Source organism: Salinibacterium sp. CAN_S4 (genome assembly GCF_015752305.1).
Classification (GTDB): Bacteria; Actinomycetota; Actinomycetes; order Actinomycetales; family Microbacteriaceae; genus Rhodoglobus.
Genome location: NZ_JADOVB010000007.1, coordinates 55,170 through 71,075, shown reverse-complemented (window position 1 = coordinate 71,075; position 15,906 = coordinate 55,170). Strand labels below are relative to the sequence as shown.

14 protein-coding genes are annotated in these 15,906 nt (G+C 66.1%); 7 read left to right on the top strand and 7 right to left on the bottom strand.

The genetic code is table 11. From position 1 onward, the window contains the following. Window positions 1–25 precede the first annotated feature (25 nt). Window positions 26–472, bottom strand: coding sequence for a VOC family protein (locus IWX81_RS14675; protein WP_199282082.1), 447 nt, complete (start codon window positions 470–472; stop codon window positions 26–28). Window positions 473–651: 179 nt separating this feature from the next. On the opposite strand from IWX81_RS14675, the gene IWX81_RS14670 reads away from it, so the two are divergent. From IWX81_RS14670 to IWX81_RS14650, 5 genes are read left to right on the top strand one after another with little or no spacing between them, the layout of a single operon-like run. Further along, window positions 652–1,431 (top strand): SDR family NAD(P)-dependent oxidoreductase, encoded by a 780-nt coding sequence (locus IWX81_RS14670; protein ID WP_199282081.1) that lies wholly within the window; start codon window positions 652–654, stop codon window positions 1,429–1,431. A gap of 54 nt (window positions 1,432–1,485) precedes the next feature. Then, window positions 1,486–2,871: a M24 family metallopeptidase gene (locus IWX81_RS14665; protein WP_199282080.1), complete on the top strand. Its 1,386-nt coding sequence runs from the start codon at window positions 1,486–1,488 to the stop codon at window positions 2,869–2,871. Further along, complete coding sequence (locus IWX81_RS14660; protein WP_199282079.1) at window positions 2,868–3,986, top strand: zinc-dependent alcohol dehydrogenase; 1,119 nt, start codon at window positions 2,868–2,870, stop codon at window positions 3,984–3,986. Before IWX81_RS14665 ends, IWX81_RS14660 begins: the two co-directional genes overlap by 4 nt. After that, window positions 3,983–5,047 (top strand): 2,3-butanediol dehydrogenase, encoded by a 1,065-nt coding sequence (locus IWX81_RS14655; RefSeq protein WP_199282078.1) that lies wholly within the window; start codon window positions 3,983–3,985, stop codon window positions 5,045–5,047. The genes IWX81_RS14660 and IWX81_RS14655 overlap by 4 nt, the downstream gene beginning before the upstream one ends. Next, complete coding sequence (locus tag IWX81_RS14650; RefSeq protein WP_199282077.1) at window positions 5,047–6,027, top strand: zinc-dependent alcohol dehydrogenase; 981 nt, start codon at window positions 5,047–5,049, stop codon at window positions 6,025–6,027. Before IWX81_RS14655 ends, IWX81_RS14650 begins: the two co-directional genes overlap by 1 nt. Before the next feature lie 75 nt (window positions 6,028–6,102). Here the strand turns inward: IWX81_RS14650 and IWX81_RS14645 are convergent, their stop codons facing one another. The 5 genes from IWX81_RS14645 to IWX81_RS14625 all read right to left on the bottom strand — a co-directional run bounded on the left by IWX81_RS14645 (window position 6,103) and on the right by IWX81_RS14625 (window position 11,005). Continuing rightward, complete coding sequence (locus IWX81_RS14645) at window positions 6,103–7,191, bottom strand: SDR family oxidoreductase (protein ID WP_199282076.1); 1,089 nt, start codon at window positions 7,189–7,191, stop codon at window positions 6,103–6,105. A 92-nt stretch (window positions 7,192–7,283) separates the two neighbouring features. Next, on the bottom strand, window positions 7,284–8,660 hold the full coding sequence (locus tag IWX81_RS14640) for an NADP-dependent succinic semialdehyde dehydrogenase (protein WP_199282075.1): 1,377 nt from the start codon (window positions 8,658–8,660) through the stop codon (window positions 7,284–7,286). 2 nt (window positions 8,661–8,662) lie between these two features. Next, window positions 8,663–9,430, bottom strand: a complete 768-nt coding sequence (locus tag IWX81_RS14635; protein ID WP_334594396.1) for a GntR family transcriptional regulator — start codon at window positions 9,428–9,430, stop codon at window positions 8,663–8,665. 1 nt (window position 9,431) lies between these two features. Next, window positions 9,432–10,496 carry a ketopantoate reductase family protein gene (locus IWX81_RS14630; protein ID WP_334594410.1) on the bottom strand — a complete coding sequence of 355 codons (1,065 nt, stop codon included), beginning with the start codon at window positions 10,494–10,496 and terminating at the stop codon, window positions 9,432–9,434. Continuing rightward, window positions 10,493–11,005 carry a VOC family protein gene (locus IWX81_RS14625; RefSeq protein ID WP_199282073.1) on the bottom strand — a complete coding sequence of 171 codons (513 nt, stop codon included), beginning with the start codon at window positions 11,003–11,005 and terminating at the stop codon, window positions 10,493–10,495. Before IWX81_RS14625 ends, IWX81_RS14630 begins: the two co-directional genes overlap by 4 nt. A 140-nt stretch (window positions 11,006–11,145) precedes the next feature. Here IWX81_RS14625 and IWX81_RS14620 point away from each other — a divergent pair, with 140 nt between their 5' ends. Both IWX81_RS14620 and IWX81_RS14615 read left to right on the top strand, forming a co-directional pair. Continuing rightward, complete coding sequence (locus IWX81_RS14620; protein ID WP_199282072.1) at window positions 11,146–13,335, top strand: alpha-ketoacid dehydrogenase subunit alpha/beta; 2,190 nt, start codon at window positions 11,146–11,148, stop codon at window positions 13,333–13,335. Further along, on the top strand, window positions 13,335–14,594 hold the full coding sequence (locus tag IWX81_RS14615) for a dihydrolipoamide acetyltransferase family protein (protein WP_199282071.1): 1,260 nt from the start codon (window positions 13,335–13,337) through the stop codon (window positions 14,592–14,594). The genes IWX81_RS14620 and IWX81_RS14615 overlap by 1 nt, the downstream gene beginning before the upstream one ends. On the opposite strand, the gene IWX81_RS14610 is transcribed toward IWX81_RS14615, so the two are convergent. Next, the gene (locus tag IWX81_RS14610; protein ID WP_199282070.1) at window positions 14,591–15,868 is read right to left on the bottom strand and encodes a DUF4032 domain-containing protein; all 1,278 of its coding nucleotides are present in this window, start codon (window positions 15,866–15,868) and stop codon (window positions 14,591–14,593) included. The genes IWX81_RS14615 and IWX81_RS14610 overlap by 4 nt on opposite strands. Window positions 15,869–15,906: the final 38 nt, after the last annotated feature.

Sequence of the window (15,906 nt, the reverse complement as noted above, 5' to 3'; positions counted from 1 at the left end):
ACAAGCGGGCCTCGTGCGTGGTCGATCAGGAGGCGGATTGCCAGATCTCGAGTTGGATTCCGTCCGGGTCTCGCAGGTAGGCCCATGTGGATCCGGCGACGTCCCCGTCAGTGAGGGTGATGGGCGGTGCATTGAACACGGCGCCCTTCGCCTGCAGCTCAGAATACGCCGCTGCTACATCGTCGACCTCGATGCAGACATGAGACGATCCGACGTCTCCGTTCGTGCGGTCGAAGTCGCGCCCACGTGGGTTTTTGTACTCCAGAAACTCGATGCGGGTGCTTCCTATGGCGATCATGGAGAATGCGAGGGAGGCGCCATCCACCTGCAGCGCGGCAGACAGCGCTTCCCCGGATCCCTCGTTGATCGGGCCGGGGGTGAGGTCGAACGTACGGGTATACCAGTCGAAGGATGCCCGGATGTCCCTGACGGTCAGGCCGATGTGGTGCACCCCGGTGACGGTGAAAGTCATGAACAACTCCTGTGTTGTCTCGTGCCGTTCGGGTGTGACCGCCATGTTGACAAGCCACACTCGAATAGTTTGAATGATCCTGTACACACTGTACAGTGGCACTACACACGTTGGGCGAACTCGTCGCGATTCTTCCGAATCGCTCCGCAGGTTCCAGCACTGCAAAGGAGCAGGCGACCATGGGCGATCGACTCGCGGCACGCACGATCATCGTGACCGGCGGAGCCTCCGGAATCGGAGCGGGAATCTCCCGCGGACTCGCCGCCGAAGGCGCGAACATCGTGATCGCCGATCTCGACCTGGGCGCCGCTGAAGCGGTCGCCGCTGAGATCACCTCGGCAGGCGGCGTCGCGAGTGCGGTCCGCGTCGACGTGACGGATCGCGCGTCGGTCGTCGCCGGGATCGAGGAGACGGTCGCGCGGCACGGTCGGCTCGATGCCTACTTCAACAACGCGGGCATGAACGCCCCGATGAAATTCCTCGACATCACCGACAGTAACTTCGAACTCGTGATGCGGGTCAACGCGCTCGGTGTGCTCATCGGCATCCAGGAGGCCGCCCGCCAGTTCATCGCCCAGGGGGGCGGCGGCAAGGTCATCAACACCGCGTCGATCGCCGGCAGGCAGGGCTTCGCGAGTTTCGCGCCGTACAGCGCATCCAAAGCTGCAGTCATCTCGCTGACCCAGGCTGGCGCCCGCGCACTCGCCACCCACGGCATCACGGTCAACGCCTTCGCCCCCGGCGTCGTGGCGACACCGCTGTGGACGAAGCTCGACGCCGATCTTGAAGCGATGGGGGAGGGCGACTCCGGTTTCGATTCGATGGCGGGTGGCATCCTGCTCGGTCGACCGGCGCAGCTCGAAGACATCGCCCCGACGGCAATTTTCCTGGCCGCTGCCGACTCCGACTACATCACCGGCCAGGTCATCCCCATTGAGGGCGGAATGATCCTCGTCTAGCTCCAGCTCGCTCTCACCACCCCTACACCCGTTCCGAAGGGACACCACACGACCATGACCACTGCAACATTCGGCACGAACGCCGTCGACTGGGAGGAGCGCATCAACTTCGACCGTCTGCGCTCGGAGCGACTGGCCAGGCTCAAGGCCGAGCTTGCCGCGTCAGATCTGGGCGCTGTGCTGGCGTTCGACTTCGCGAACATCCGCTACATGTCAGCCACCCACATCGGCACCTGGGCGATGGACAAGCTGATCCGCTTCTCACTGTTGACGCGCCACAGCGATCCCATCGTCTGGGACTTCGGCTCCGCCGCCAAGCACCACCAGCTGTACAACCCGTGGCTGAACACGACGACGGCGGAAGCCGACGCAGACCCGCATGCCCCCCATCACGGTGCGGTCAAGCCGCGGCTCGAATCCGGCGCCCGTGCCGGCATCTCGACGCTTCGCGGAGCATTCAGCCCCGATGCGGGAATCGCGGAGGGTGTCGCAAAGAAGATCAAGCGCGAGCTGGAGAAGTTCGGGCTGCTGAACGAACCGCTCGGCGTCGACCTGATCGAGCTGCCGATCCTGTTCGCCCTTCAGGCCGAGGGAATCACCGTCGTCGATGGGCAGCAGGTCTTCCTCGGTGCGCGCACGGTCAAGACGGGTGACGAGATCGCCCTGCTGAGCCATGCTGCGTCGATGGTGGATGCCGCGTACGAATCGCTCTACGAATTCCTCCGCCCCGGCGTGCGCGAGAACGAGGCCGTCGGGCTGGTGTCGAAGGTGTTGTACGACCTCGGGTCGGAGTACGTGGAGGGTGTCAACGCGATCTCCGGTGAGCGGTGCTCGCCGCATCCGCATGTCTACTCCGACCGCCTGATCAGGCCCGGTGACCCAGCATTCTTCGACATCCTGCACAGCTACCAGGGTTACCGCACCTGCTACTACCGCACGTTCGCTGTCGGCTCCGCGACCAACGCCCAGCACGACGCATACCGCATCGCCCGCGAATACATGGACAGGGCCATCGCCCTGGTGCGCCCGGGAGCTACCACGGCCGACATTGTCTCGGTGTGGCCGACGGCGCAGGAGTTCGGGTTCCCGGACGAGGAGGCCGCCTTCGCGCTGCAGTACGGGCACGGTGTCGGGCTGTCGATCTGGGAGAAGCCGATCTTCTCCAGGCTCATCTCGCTCGACCATCCCGAGGTGCTGAAGGAGGGCATGGTCTTCGCCCTGGAGACCTACTGGCCGTCGAAGGACGGTATGGGAGCTGCCCGCATCGAAGAGGAGCTCGTCGTGACGGCCACCGGTTGCGAGGTCATCACGAAGTTCCCGGCCGAAGACCTACTCGTTGCTGGCCAGCGCTACTACGCCGTGGGTGGAGCACTGCCGCTGCTGCGCAGCCCGCAGTCCCACCTCAACACCGCCGCTGGGCGAGGCGAGCCCGCGTCATGACCGACCTCATGACGGCTGCCGTCTACTACGCCCCCGGCGACGTGCGCATCGAGGTGGCCGACCGGCCCGCCCGTCGCCCCGGCGAGGCGATGATCCGTGTCGTGCGCAGCGGAATGTGCGGCACCGATGCGACTGAATGGCGCACCGGCCCCCTGACGTTCCCGGTCAACCGTGTGCATCCCGTTACCGGGCACACCGGCCCCATGATCCCTGGGCATGAGTTCATCGGCGAAATCCTCGAGATCGACGAGGGAAGCGCGCTGTCCGTGGGCGACCTCGTCGCGAGTGGTGCCGGAGTCTGGTGTGGTGAGTGTGCGCGGTGCCTCGAGGGCCGCACCAACCTGTGCTCGAACTACTACACGCTCGGGCTGAACATTGCCGGCGGCATGGCCGAATTCGTGAGCGTCCCCGTGAAGAACCTGGTGCGCGTACCCGAGGGCATGTCGCCGGATGTCGCGGGACTGGCCCAGCCGCTGGCCGTCGGCCTGCATGCGGCGAGACGGGCGGGCGTGGCATCCGGGGATCGCGTCATCATCATCGGTGCCGGCGCGATCGGCACCTTCGTGCTCGCCGGATTGCTGTCCCTGGTCGATGCCGATATCACGGTCGTCGACTTCCCCGGGAAGCGACTGGAGCGCGCCGCTCGAGTGGGTGCGACCCGTGTCGTGGCTGCCGGTGACGGTGCACCAGCCGCCATCGACGCCGCGATCGGCGCCGGGGGAGCCGATGTGGTGATCGAGGCCAGTGGTGCTCCCGGCCAGCTCGCGAACGCCCTGTCGCTCGTGCGCGTGGGCGGTCGGGTGTTGCAGGTCGGCCTTCCATCCTCCGACCAGCCCGTCAAGGTGCATTCGTTCGTGATGCGCGAGGTCACCATCGATTCGACCCTCGCTCACGTCTGCGACGCCGATCTCGCCCCGGCGCTGCAGATCCTCGCGAGCACCGAGCTCGCGGCCGAGCTGCTCGATTCCGTCAACCCCCTCTCCGCGCTGCCGGCCCTGCTCGACGAGCTCGCCCACGGTCGCATCGAGGGCAAGGTACTGTTCGATCCATCGCTGCCGATGGATGCCACACCTCGCGCCGATGACGGCGTAACAACGAAAGGCGATACAGCATGAAGGCCGCAGTATTCCACGGGGCGAAGGACATCAGGGTCGAGGATGTCGCGGCTCCCGCCGAACTCGGCGTCGGTGATGTGCTCCTCAAGCCGTACTGGTGCGGCATCTGCGGCACGGACCTGCACGAGTACGCGATGGGTCCGATCGTCACCCCGGCGACGCCGCATCCGTTGAACGGATCGGTGCTTCCCCAGATCCTCGGCCATGAGTTCTCCGCCGAGGTCATGAAGGTCGGCCCTGGGGTGGTCGGCATCACGGCTGGCCAGCGGGTTTCCGTCATGCCCTTGCTCTACTGCGGCACGTGCTACTACTGCCGGCGCTCGCTGAACCACCTCTGCCAGTCGATGGCGTGCGTCGGCCTGAGCTTCCAGTGGGGCGGCATCGCCGAGTTCGCTGTCGTTCCGGCTTCACACCTGAGCGTGCTGCCTGACGAGGTGAGCGACCTCCAGGGTGCTCTCGTCGAGCCGGGAGCGGTCGCGGCCTATGGCGTCGACACGGCGCAGGTGCGACCGGGCGATACCGTGCTGATCACCGGAGCCGGGCCCATCGGTGCCCTGGCATCGCTGTACGCCGCCTCCATCGGCGCACGGGTCTTCATCTCCGAGCTCAACCCCACGAGGGCGGCGCTGGCCCGCAGCCTCGACGTCGGCGAGGTGCTCGACCCCTCCGCCATCGACGTGAGCGCCTGGATCAAGGATGCGACCGAGGGTATCGGGGTCGACGCCGTCATCGAGTGCTCCGGCAACGAGCGCGCCCTGCAGACCGCACTCACCTCGGTGCGGTCGGCCGGTCGGATCTCCCAGACCGGGCTGCACACGCGAGCGGCATCCATCGACCCGATGATTCTCTCCGAGCACGACATCACCCTCTCGGGCACCTGGTGCTACCCGGTCACGGACTGGCCGCGCATCATCGACCTCATTGCGCGGGGACGGTACCCCGTCGAGAAGGTCGTCAGCGCGACGATCGCCATCGACGACGTGGTGGAGCACGGCTTCGAGACGCTGCTCTCGCCGACCGGCGACCAGGTGAAGGTGCTTGTCAACGCGAGGGGGAAATAATGAGGGGCCTGCAGTTCGTCTCAGAGGGCGTCGCGGCGGTCAATGAGCTCGACATTCCGGAGATCGGTCCGGATGAGGTGCTGCTCGCCTCCCGTTCCGTCGGGGTCTGCCATTCCGACATCGACCTGCTGGAGGGGCGCTACATCATCCCGTTCAGCTATCCCGTCGTTCCCGGCCACGAGTGGTCCGGGCAGGTCGCGCGCGTCGGAAGCGCAGTCTCGACATTCGCGGTCGGCGACCGGGTGGTCGGCGAGTGCGTGATCGGCCAAGAACACTTCGGTTTCTCGATCAGTGGCGCCGCTGCCGAGTACTTCGTCGCGAAAGCCGACTGGCTCCACAAGCTTCCGGATGAACTGAGCTACACCGATGGTGCTCTCGTCGAGCCCTTCAGCGTGGCCTATTACGCCCTCATGCGGGCCGGAAACGTCAACGGCAGCGACGTGCTCGTCGTGCTCGGCGCCGGGCCCATCGGCCTCGCTGTGACGGCCGCCGCGTCGGCACTCGGTGCCGTCACCATCGTCGTCGAGCCATCGCCCGAACGTCGCGCAGCAGCACTGTCCCTGGGAGCCGCGCACGCTACGACTCCCGAGGGCATCGAGGCGCTGCTGGCCGAGGTCTCAGGCGGTCGGGGTGCCGACGTCGTGGTCGAGGCCAGTGGTCGTCCCGACGTCATGGCGCGAGCCCTCGAACTCGCGGGATTCCGCGCACGGGTCTGCTACATCGGCATCGACGTCGGTCGTGAGGCGCCCGCGAAACTCGGACTCATCCAGTCCAAAGAACTGAACATCACGGGCTCGATCGGTTCCCCGGGCGTGTGGCCGGAGACCCTGCGATTCCTCGCCAGCACTGGCATCGACCTGAGCCCGCTCGTCACGCAGCGGTTCGGCGTCGAGACGGCGCTCGAGGCGCTGGATGCCGCGCATCATCCGCAGTCCACCATCAAGGCACACATAGAGTTCGACGCGCCAATTCCCGCGTGATCGCACGAGAAACGGCGCCGGCTGTGGGGGCTGGCGCCGTTTCGGTGTCTGACGATCGAGCGAGATGTCGAGCGATCAGGGGATGATGCGGGCCTCGCGGTAGCGCTCGACCTTGTCGAAGAAGCTGGCCGGCGTCGACCTGAAGTTCAGGAACCCGGCCTCGCGGCTCTTGGTCATGTCGGTGAGGCATTCGATGGTGCGACCGAGATCCCCGTCGGTGTGCCACCACGACGCGAGCCTGCCCAGGTCGCTCTCGACGAGCCCGTGCTCGGCGGCGATCTCGGCCCAGGCCTGGTCCATTCCGGCCATCCGCGACTCGAGCGGTCGCATCTCGCCCTCGAACCCTTCCCACTCGACGCCGAAGTGCATCGCGATCTGGGGCCACAGCCAGCGCCAGCGGAACACGTCGCCGTTGGCGATGTTGAACGGCTCGTTCTCGGCCTCGGTGTGGGTGGATGCCCAGATCAGCTGTTCGCCGAGGAGGTCGGCATCCGTGACATCCGTCACGAAGTTCCACTGCTCTTCCGAACCGGGGAAGATGAACGGCTGGCCCAGCTTCTTGCACAGCGTCGCGTAGACGGAGAGCGTGAGCGCCATGTTCATCGCGTTACCTGTGGCGAAACCGAAGATGGTGTGTGCGCGGTGGACGCTCCACGTGAAGCCGTTGCGCTCCGCTGACGCGAACACCTCGTCTTCCTGCGCGTAGTAGAAGTTGGGAAAGTCGAGTCGAGGCTCGCTCTCGTGGAAGGGAGTGTCGGCCATCACGCCGGTGCCGTACGACTCGAACGGACCGAGGTAGTGCTTCAGTCCCGTGAGCAGCGCGACGTGGCGCACGGAACCCGAGGGTTCGAGTGCCGCGAGCACGTTGCGCACTGTCGCGCTGTTGACGCGGATGTTCTCGGCCTCGGTGTCGTTGCGCATCCATGCCGTGATGACGACGACCTCGGGGTTCACGTCGGCCAGGGCCGCGGAGAGCGACTCGGGGTCGAGCAGATCGCCGGTGACGTTGGTTACACCGGGGATGTCGACGGACGCCGACCTCGAGAGCCCGAAGGTCTCCCACCCCTGCTCTGCGAACTGCCGGCCGACGGTCTGGCCGACGATCCCGGTCGATCCGACGACGAGCGCCCTGTGTGTTCCTGATGACGTGGTGCTTGGTGACATTGCCTGCAGCGACCTTCCTGGCTACGCCGTCGTAGCTCCCTGCAAATGTACACTCTCACTGAACACTTTCCAAGTCGAAGTGAACAGCCCGTTCAGCCCTTCCAGACCGTCTTCAGGTTGCAGAATTCGCGGATGCCCGCGGCGGCGAGCTCGCGGCCGTAACCGGATGCCTTGATTCCGCCGAACGGCAGCTCGGGGTACGAGATCGTCATCCCGTTGATGAACACGGCCCCGGCATCGAGGGCGTCGACGAAGTACTGCTCGTCGACGGCATCCGTGGTCCACACCGCGGAGCTGAGACCGAACGTGGTCTGGTTCGCGATCTCGAGGGCTTGCTCGCGCGACTCCACCCGGTAGAGGGATGCCACAGGGCCGAAGGCCTCCTCCATCACCAGTCGCATGCCATCGTGCAGGTCGGCGATGAGTGTGGGGTTGTAGAACCAGCCGGCGCGATCCGGAGCCGAGCCTCCCGCGAGGATGGTGGCGCCGTGCAGCTTCGCGTCCTCCACGAGCTCGGCGAGTTCGTCCCGTCCGGACTCAGTGGCCAGCGGGCCGACCTGGGTGGCGTCATCCATCGGGTCGCCGACGACGAGAGCGCTGAGCTTCTCGGCGAACAGGGCAGCGAATCGGTCGTAGACATCGGCGTGCACGATGAAGCGCTTGCCGGCGATGCACGACTGGCCGTTGTTCTGCACGCGGGCGGTGACCGCCACGTCGACGGCCTTATCGATGTCGGCGCTCGGCATGACGATGAAGGGGTCTGAACCGCCCAGCTCGAGCACGGCCTTCTTGATCTGGCTGCCGGCGTTGGCGGCGACCTCGCGACCGGCCGGCTCTGAGCCCGTGAGGGTGACGGCCTTGACCCTGGAATCCTGGATCACCGCGGCGATCGCCTGGGATCCGACCAGCAGCGTGGAGAACGCGCCCTCGGGGAAGCCACCGCGCATGAAGAGGGTGTCGAGGTAGAGCGCGGTCTGCGGAACGTTGGAGGCGTGCTTGAGCAGCCCCGAGTTGCCCGCCATCAGCGCGGGGGCGGCGAACCGTACGACCTGCCACATCGGGAAGTTCCAGGGCATGACCGCCAGGACGACCCCGAGCGGCTGGTAGACCGAGTATGCGCTGGACGCGTTGACGCTCGACGGGTTCTCGAGCGGTTCATCGGCGAGGAACTCTGCAGCGTGCTCCGCGTAGAACCTCATGCCCTTGGCACACTTGAGCGCCTCGGACCTCGCCTGGGCGAGGGGCTTTCCCATCTCGAGGGTCATGATGCGCGCGACCTCCTCGACATCCGCCTCGAGCAGGTCTGCGGCGGCACTCATCCACTGGCCGCGTTCTTCGAAACTCGTGGTGCGCATTCCGCGGGTCGCAGCCTCGGCCAGCGCGATACGCCGTTCGATCTCCTGCTCGTCGTGCGCTTCGAAGGTCTTCTCGGTGACGCCGGTCGCGGGGTTGACTGTGGCAATGGCCATGATTATGCCTTTCGCTGGTGGAGGTCGGGAGTGAGGTCGAAAACTTCGGGGTGACGGTCGAGCCCCAGCCTGGTGCGCCGGATGTGCCCGGCCAGGATGCGCTCGGCATCGTCGGCATCGCCGTCTCGGATAGCGCCGGCGAGCATGTGGTGCTCGTCGTGCACGACACGGGCAGAGTGTTCGTCGAGCAGCAGCGTGAACGCGCGACGATAGTGCTGCGTCGTGTTCCACAGCCGCCGCACGAGGTCGCCGAGCACGGTGGTCTCTGCAGACTCGTAGGAGCCGAGATGGAACTCGCGGTCGAGCCTGAGGAACTCCTCGACACTCTCGGTGCGCTGCATCCGGGCCGCGAGCTCGTCCAGCCTGTCCATCTTCGCTTCGTCGATGCCGGGCATGGCGTAGCGCAAAAGCAGGGGCTCGACCCGTTCTCGGGTCTGGTAGACCTCATCGCACTCGGCGAGACTCAGCCGCGACACCCAGGCACCGGCGTTGGCGACAAGGGTCACGAGCCCGTCTGCCTCGAGAGTGCGGAATGCCTCGCGGACGGGAACCCTGCTCGCGCCGAATCGCTGGGCGACGTCATCCTGCCTGATCCGCTGCCCCGGCTGGTACTCGCCCTGCAGGATGGCCATGCGCAGTTGCTCGGCAATGCGGGCGCTCGCGTTGCCGTGGGTGGGGGAGATCTCGGGGGTCAGTTGCAACGCCACCTCGATCATCTCTCCCTCACCTGTCGACACGTCCTCGTGCCGCGATTCGTGCTCTGATGTCACTTTAGCGCCCGGCCGCGAGAGCCTCGATCATGAGTGCTGCGTTGTCGGGGCTCGGCGTTAGCTCGCCGCGCTCGACCCGTTCCGAGAGCCTGAGAATCGCTTCGTTGACGGGCGCCGTGGTGCCCAGCTCCGCTTGCTTCGAGACGACGTAGCCACTGAACGCGTCGAGTTCTGCACGGCGGCCCTTGTCCCAGTCCTGCAGCACGGCGACGCGGGTATCCGGCAGGGAGTACGACTGCAGGATCGTATCGAGCAGGTCGATCGCGTACTGGTCGCTGTCCGGCATATCCTCGGCCGACTTGCCGAGCACGGGCACCATGGTGATTCCCAGATCGATGGCTGTGCGGTACGCCTCGCGGGACATGGCGTCCATGACCGGGCGCACTCCCTCGGTGTTCGCGGCCGTCAGCAGGGGCACGTTCATGAGCGCGGATGGCAGCATCTCGGGGATATTGGCGAGCAGCTTCATCCACTTGGATGAGCGGATGTCGGCGGAGATCGAGATGCGACCGGCATGCCCGAGCGCCTCCACGACATTCTCGAGCGCGGGGGTCGTCGTGCCATCGAGTGTGCCGACCGTCAGCCAGGTTCCGGCCCGGGACACCTGGCGGACCACGACGCCCGGGGTGAACATGTTGGCGGCGATGCCGAGCACGGCTCCCACGGTCCGCTGCGGCCCCACGATGTCGGCGACGTCGTCGATGGTCATACCGTTCTGCAGCCCCACCACGACCGAAGAATCGTGCAGCAGTGGCTTCACGAGTTCGGTGACCCAGCGGGTGTCGTATGTCTTGACCGAGATGAACACGACGTCGAAGGTGCCGCGAAGCTCGGCGACCTGGCAGAAGTGGAACACCGCGACGCCGGTGTTCTCGCTCGTGCCGTCGGGGAGGTGCACGGTCAGGCCGTTCTCCCGCATCGCGTCGACGTGGGCTGGCCACTGCTCGATGAACGTGACGTCCAGCCCGGCTCGCACCATGTCCGCACCCATCGAGGCGCCATTCGCGCCGGTCCCGGCGACCGCGATCCTGATGTTCTGCATGGTTTCCGTCGTTCCCTCTGTCATGGATGCCACAGCAGCACCCGCGCATCCTTCTCGTATGCCTTGCCATCGGGGTAGCTCACGAGTTCGAACTGCATTCCCCAGGGGCTGAGGAAATACACCCAGCGCTGGCCCAGGCTCGCACTAGCGCTCGCCGTGGGGTCGCCCAGGATGGTCAGGCCTTCCGCACGGAGGTAGTCGAGTGCCGCGTCGAAATCGTCGACATAGAACGCGAGGTGGTGGCCTCCGATGTCGCTGTTGCGTGGCTGGGGTGCCTGGCCGTCGGCGGCCTCGTACTCGAAGACCTCGAAATTGGATCCGTTACCGCAGCGGTAGAAGTTCAGCCTGCGCATCACGGTGCGGGGGTGCACGCCGAGGTGCTTCTGCATCCATTCGCCCTTCTCCCGGGCGAAGGGGCCGAGGGAGTAGACGAACTCGCAGCCGAGCACCCTGACGAAGAAGTCGTCTGCCACGTCGAGGTCGGGCACGGTGAATCCGATGTGGTCGGTGCCGCGAAGTCCGGGGAGCGCCATCTCAACCTCCTTGTTGTTGGATTGAATCCAGTACGTGCCTATCATCGCGCATTCATGGAGGAAATCAAGGCTTGGGCTTGCAATTGTATTCAATCCCGGTTTACTGTCAGAGAACGTCGATCAACGGAGATAGAGGGACGATGCCGACAACGCGCATGCTTGAGACTGGGGTCGACTGGGTCGAGATCACCAGCACTGCCGCCGACTGGAAAGCGGCGGATCCAGCACTGCTGGCCTCGATGCTCGGCCAGCTGCACCTCATCCGTGCCTTCGAGGAGACTGTTCTCGAGCTGGCGGGCGAAGGGCTCGTGCATGGACCGGCCCACTCCAGCATCGGCCAGGAGGGGGGAGCCGTCGGTTCCATCATCGGGCTGCGTTCGGCCGACGGGGTCAACGGTTCGCACCGTGGTCACCACCAGTTCCTGGCGAAAGCCATTACCCACGTGAGCTCGGGACGACTCGACCTGGACGCCCTTGTCAGCTCCGAGATCCAGACCGTGTTGCAACGCACCCTCGCGGAGATCCTCGGACTCGCGCAGGGGTTCTGCCGCGGGCGCGGTGGATCGATGCACCTCCAGTGGTTCGAGGCCGGCGCGCTCGGCACCAACGCGATAGTCGGCGGTGGCGCTGCCATGGCGGCGGGCAACGCCTGGGCCCAGAAGCACGGCGGCACGACCGACCTGACCATCAACTACTTCGGAGACGGGGCCAGCCAGATCGGCTCCGTGCTCGAGAGCATGAACCTTGCGGCCGCGTGGAAACTCCCCGTCGCGTTCTTCATCGAGAACAACCTCTACGCCGTCTCGACCAAAGCCGAGGAAGTCACGGCCGATCCACGCTTCTCCGTGCGCGGCCAGGGGTTCGGCATCCCGGCCTGGCGCGTCGACGGCATGGACCCGCTCGCGGTGTACCTCGCGACCGAGCAGGCGGCGGAGCGGATGCGCGGGGGAGAAGGGCCGGCGATCATCGAGGTCGAGGTCTACAGGTTCTTCCACCAGAACGGTCCATACCCCGGCAGCGCTTTCGGCTACCGCGATAAGGCCGAAGAGGCGTCGTGGCGCGCCCGTGACCCGCTCGACCGGGTCGCGAGCGAGATGATCGCCCTCGGCCTCATCGACCAGGCCGGTGTCGATGCCGTGCGCGCCCAGGCGCAGTCGGCGATGGTCGCTGCCGCTCAGGAGCTGCTCGAGGCCGACCCCGAGGCATCCGGCAAGCGCCGTATTCGCGCCGAACTGTGGCCGGACGTCGGCTTCGTCAACGTGGGTGTGCGTGGCGACGGCAGCGAACTCGCCGACGCGACAGTCTCCGACCCGCTCGACTACGCCGCAACCTGGCGTGACGTCAAGTTCGTCGACGCCGTCGCACAGGTCATGGATCGCCGCATGGAACAGGATGACCGCATCGTGGTCATGGGCGAAGACGTGCACAGACTCAGCGGAGGCACGAACGGTGCCACGAAGGGGCTCTTTACGAAGTACGGCGGTGACCGCGTCGTCGGAACCCCCATCAGCGAGAACGCGTTCACCGGGCTAGGGGCGGGGCTCGCGCTCGACGGACGATTCCGGCCGGTCATCGAATTCATGTACCCGGACTTCATGTGGGTGGCCGCCGACCAGGTGTTCAACCAGATCGGCAAGGCGCGGCACATGTTCGGCGGTGACAATGCCGTGCCGCTCGTGCTCCGCACCAAGGTGGCAATGGGCTCCGGCTACGGCTCACAGCACCTCATGGACCCGGCCGGTATCTTTGCGACCAGCCCCGGTTGGCGCATCGTGGCTCCCTCGACGGCTGCCGACTATGTGGGCCTGATGAACGCAGCGCTCACGCTGCAGGATCCGGTGCTCGTCATCGAGCACGTCGACCTCTACGCGGTGCCGGACAAAGTGCCCGAGGGCGACCTCGACTACGTCCTGCTGCCCGGCCACGCCGCGATCCGCCGCGCGGGCAACGACGTGACCGTCATCAGCTACCTCTCGATGGTGCGCCATGCGCTCGAAGCCGTCGAGCAGACGGGGGTGGACGCCGAGGTGATCGACCTGCGCTGGCTCGACCGGGCATCCATCGACTGGGACACGATCGGTGAGAGCATCCGCAAGACGAACAGCGTGCTCATCGTGGAGCAGGGAGCACAGGGCACCTCGTACGGCGCCTGGCTGTCTGACGAGATCCAGCGACGATTCTTCGACTGGCTCGACCAGCCGATCGAGCGGGTGACGGGATCCGAGGCGTCGCCGAGCATCTCCCGCGTGCTCGAACGTGCGGCGATCGCCCGCACCGAAGAGGTCGTCGCGGGTCTCGAACGAATCCGCACCGGATTGGGGCAACGCTGATGGCCACCATCATCCGGATGCCGGAGGTTCTCGCCAACTCGAGCGAGGCGGCGATCCAGACCTGGCTCGTGACCCTGGGGCAGTCCATCGAGGTCGGAGTTCCGCTCGCCGAAGTGGAGACCGAGAAGGCGATCGTCGAGTACGCGTCAGAGACCTCGGGCACCGTGCTGAAGCTGCTCGTCGAAGAGGGTGTCCAGGTCAAAGTGGGCGACCCGATCGCCGTTCTCGGAGCAGAGGGCGAGAACATCGACGACCTCGAGTCACCGGCTCCGGAATCCGCAGTCGCCTCCGCTCCCGAGCCTGAGACGGCGCCTGAGCCCGCACCTTCCCCGGTGGCGAGCGCCCCCACCACGCTGCCCTCCGCGGATCCGGTTCAGGATGCCGCGACCGCCGCCGCGCCGGACCGCAGGTTCGTCAGTCCGCTGGTCCGGCGACTCGCGCGGGAACGCGGAGTCGACCTCGCGAGTCTCACCGGCACGGGGCCCGGTGGTCGCGTGGTCAGGGCCGACCTCGACCGCGCACCGGAGCCCGTGGCCCCGCCCGCCGCAGCAACCCCCGCCGTGGCATCCGGAACAGAGGCGTCATTCGTCGACGTGCCGCATACGGGCATGCGGCGGGCGATCGCGCGCCGCCTCACCGAGAGCAAGTCGACTGTGCCCCACTTCTACCTCGTGGCGGACTGCCGGGTCGACCAGCTGATAGCCCTGCGAAAGGCCGTCAACGAGAGCGCGGGTGTCAAGGTCTCGCTCAATGACTTCGTGCTCAAGGCTGCCGCGACCGCGCTCATGGATGTCCCCGACGCGAATGTGACCTGGGGTGAGACAGCGACGAGGCGGTATTCGACAGTCGACATGTCGGTGGCTGTGTCGATCGATGGCGGGCTCGTGACCCCGGTGCTTCGATCGGTGGAGAAGCAGTCGCTGACCGAGATTGCCCGGAATGTCGCAGACCTCGCCGAGCGCGCTCGTGCTCGCCGCCTCGAACAGCACGAACTCGAGGGTGGCAGCTTCGCGGTCTCGAATCTCGGCATGTTCGGGGTCACCGAATTCTCCGCGATCATCAACCCTCCGCAGTCGGCCATCCTCGCCGTCGGCCTCGCCCGCCAGCAGGCGATCGTCGTCGACGGTGAACTCGCCGTGGGGACGATCATGACCGTCACGCTCTCGGCGGATCACCGGGCGCTGGACGGAGCGCTCGCGGCGCAGTGGCTCGCGGCGTTCGTGAAGCGCATCGAGAATCCGCTGGGGATGCTCGTCTAGACCTTGGAGCGCCAGTCATCCTCGTTGATGACCTCCGTGGGCACGGTGTACGTGCCCGTCGGCGGGTCGATCATGGTCGCCTCGTCGCGGCGATGCTGCAACACGTTCTCGATGTAGCTCGATACGGCCTCGGCGAGGGGGATGTCGCGGGACTCGTTCTGGGCGAGATACCACCGGTGATCGAGCAGCTGGTGGAAGATCTCGGCAGGCTCGAGCTTTCCACGCATCTCTTTCGGGATGGCCTGGATGACCGGCTCGAACACTCTCGCCGCCCACTCGTGTGACACGACCTCCTCATCGAGGTTCTGCTTCTCGAAGGTGGCCCGGTACGAGTCGAGGTCGTTGAGCAGTCGTCGTGCCTGGTTCTCCTGGGCGTCGAGACCGGTCAGGCGCAATAGTCGGCGGGAGTGGTGGCCGGCATCCACCACCTTGGGCTGGATGCGCACCTGCGTACCGGACTCGTCGGTCTTGATGGCGAGTTCTTCGATGTCGAACCCGAGCTCATTGAGCCGCTCCACCCGCTGGTTGATACGCCAGCGCTCGGACTGGTCGAACTCTTCGGATGCCGTGAGTTCTTTCCAGAGAGTGCGGTACCGGGCGACGATCCCGTTGCTGATCTCGACGGGGTCGATGTCGTCGGCGAGGCGGCCTCCGGCCTGCAGGTCGAGCAGCTCACCGGCCATGTTGACCCTGGCGATCTCGAGGTCGTTCTCGCGTTGGCCGTTGGACAGTCCGCTGTAGAGCTGGCCCGTCTCCGCGTCCACGAGGTACGCAGCGAAGGCGCCGGCGTCCCGGCGGAAGAGCGTGTTGGAGAGTGAGACGTCGCCCCAGAAGAAGCCGACGATGTGCAGCCTGACCAGCAACACCGCGAGAGCATCGACGAGCCTGGTCGCGGTTTCGGGCCGCAGGCTCTGGGAGTAGACGGCGCGATAGGGCAGCGAGAAGCGCAGGTGCCGGGTGACGAGCACCGACTCGAGCGGCTCGCCGGTGTCTGTGGTGCGGTTGGTGATCACCGCGAGCGGATCCACGCACGGAATGTCGAGTCGCTGGAGGTTTCGCAGCATGTCGTACTCCTTGCGGGCGAGCTCCGCCGACGTCTCCTTGATGGCGACCACGTAGCCGCTGAGGTTGACGAAGCGCACGAGGTGCCGCGAGATGCCCTTCGGCAACGCGGCGATCGTGTCCTCCGGCCAGATCTCCAGCGGCAACGACCAGGGCAGGTCGAGCAGTGCAGGGTCGACCGTGGCCGCGGTGATGTTCAGTGAGCCGCTCATGCTGTCCTTAAAGACGGATCGAGCCTGCCGGGAAACCC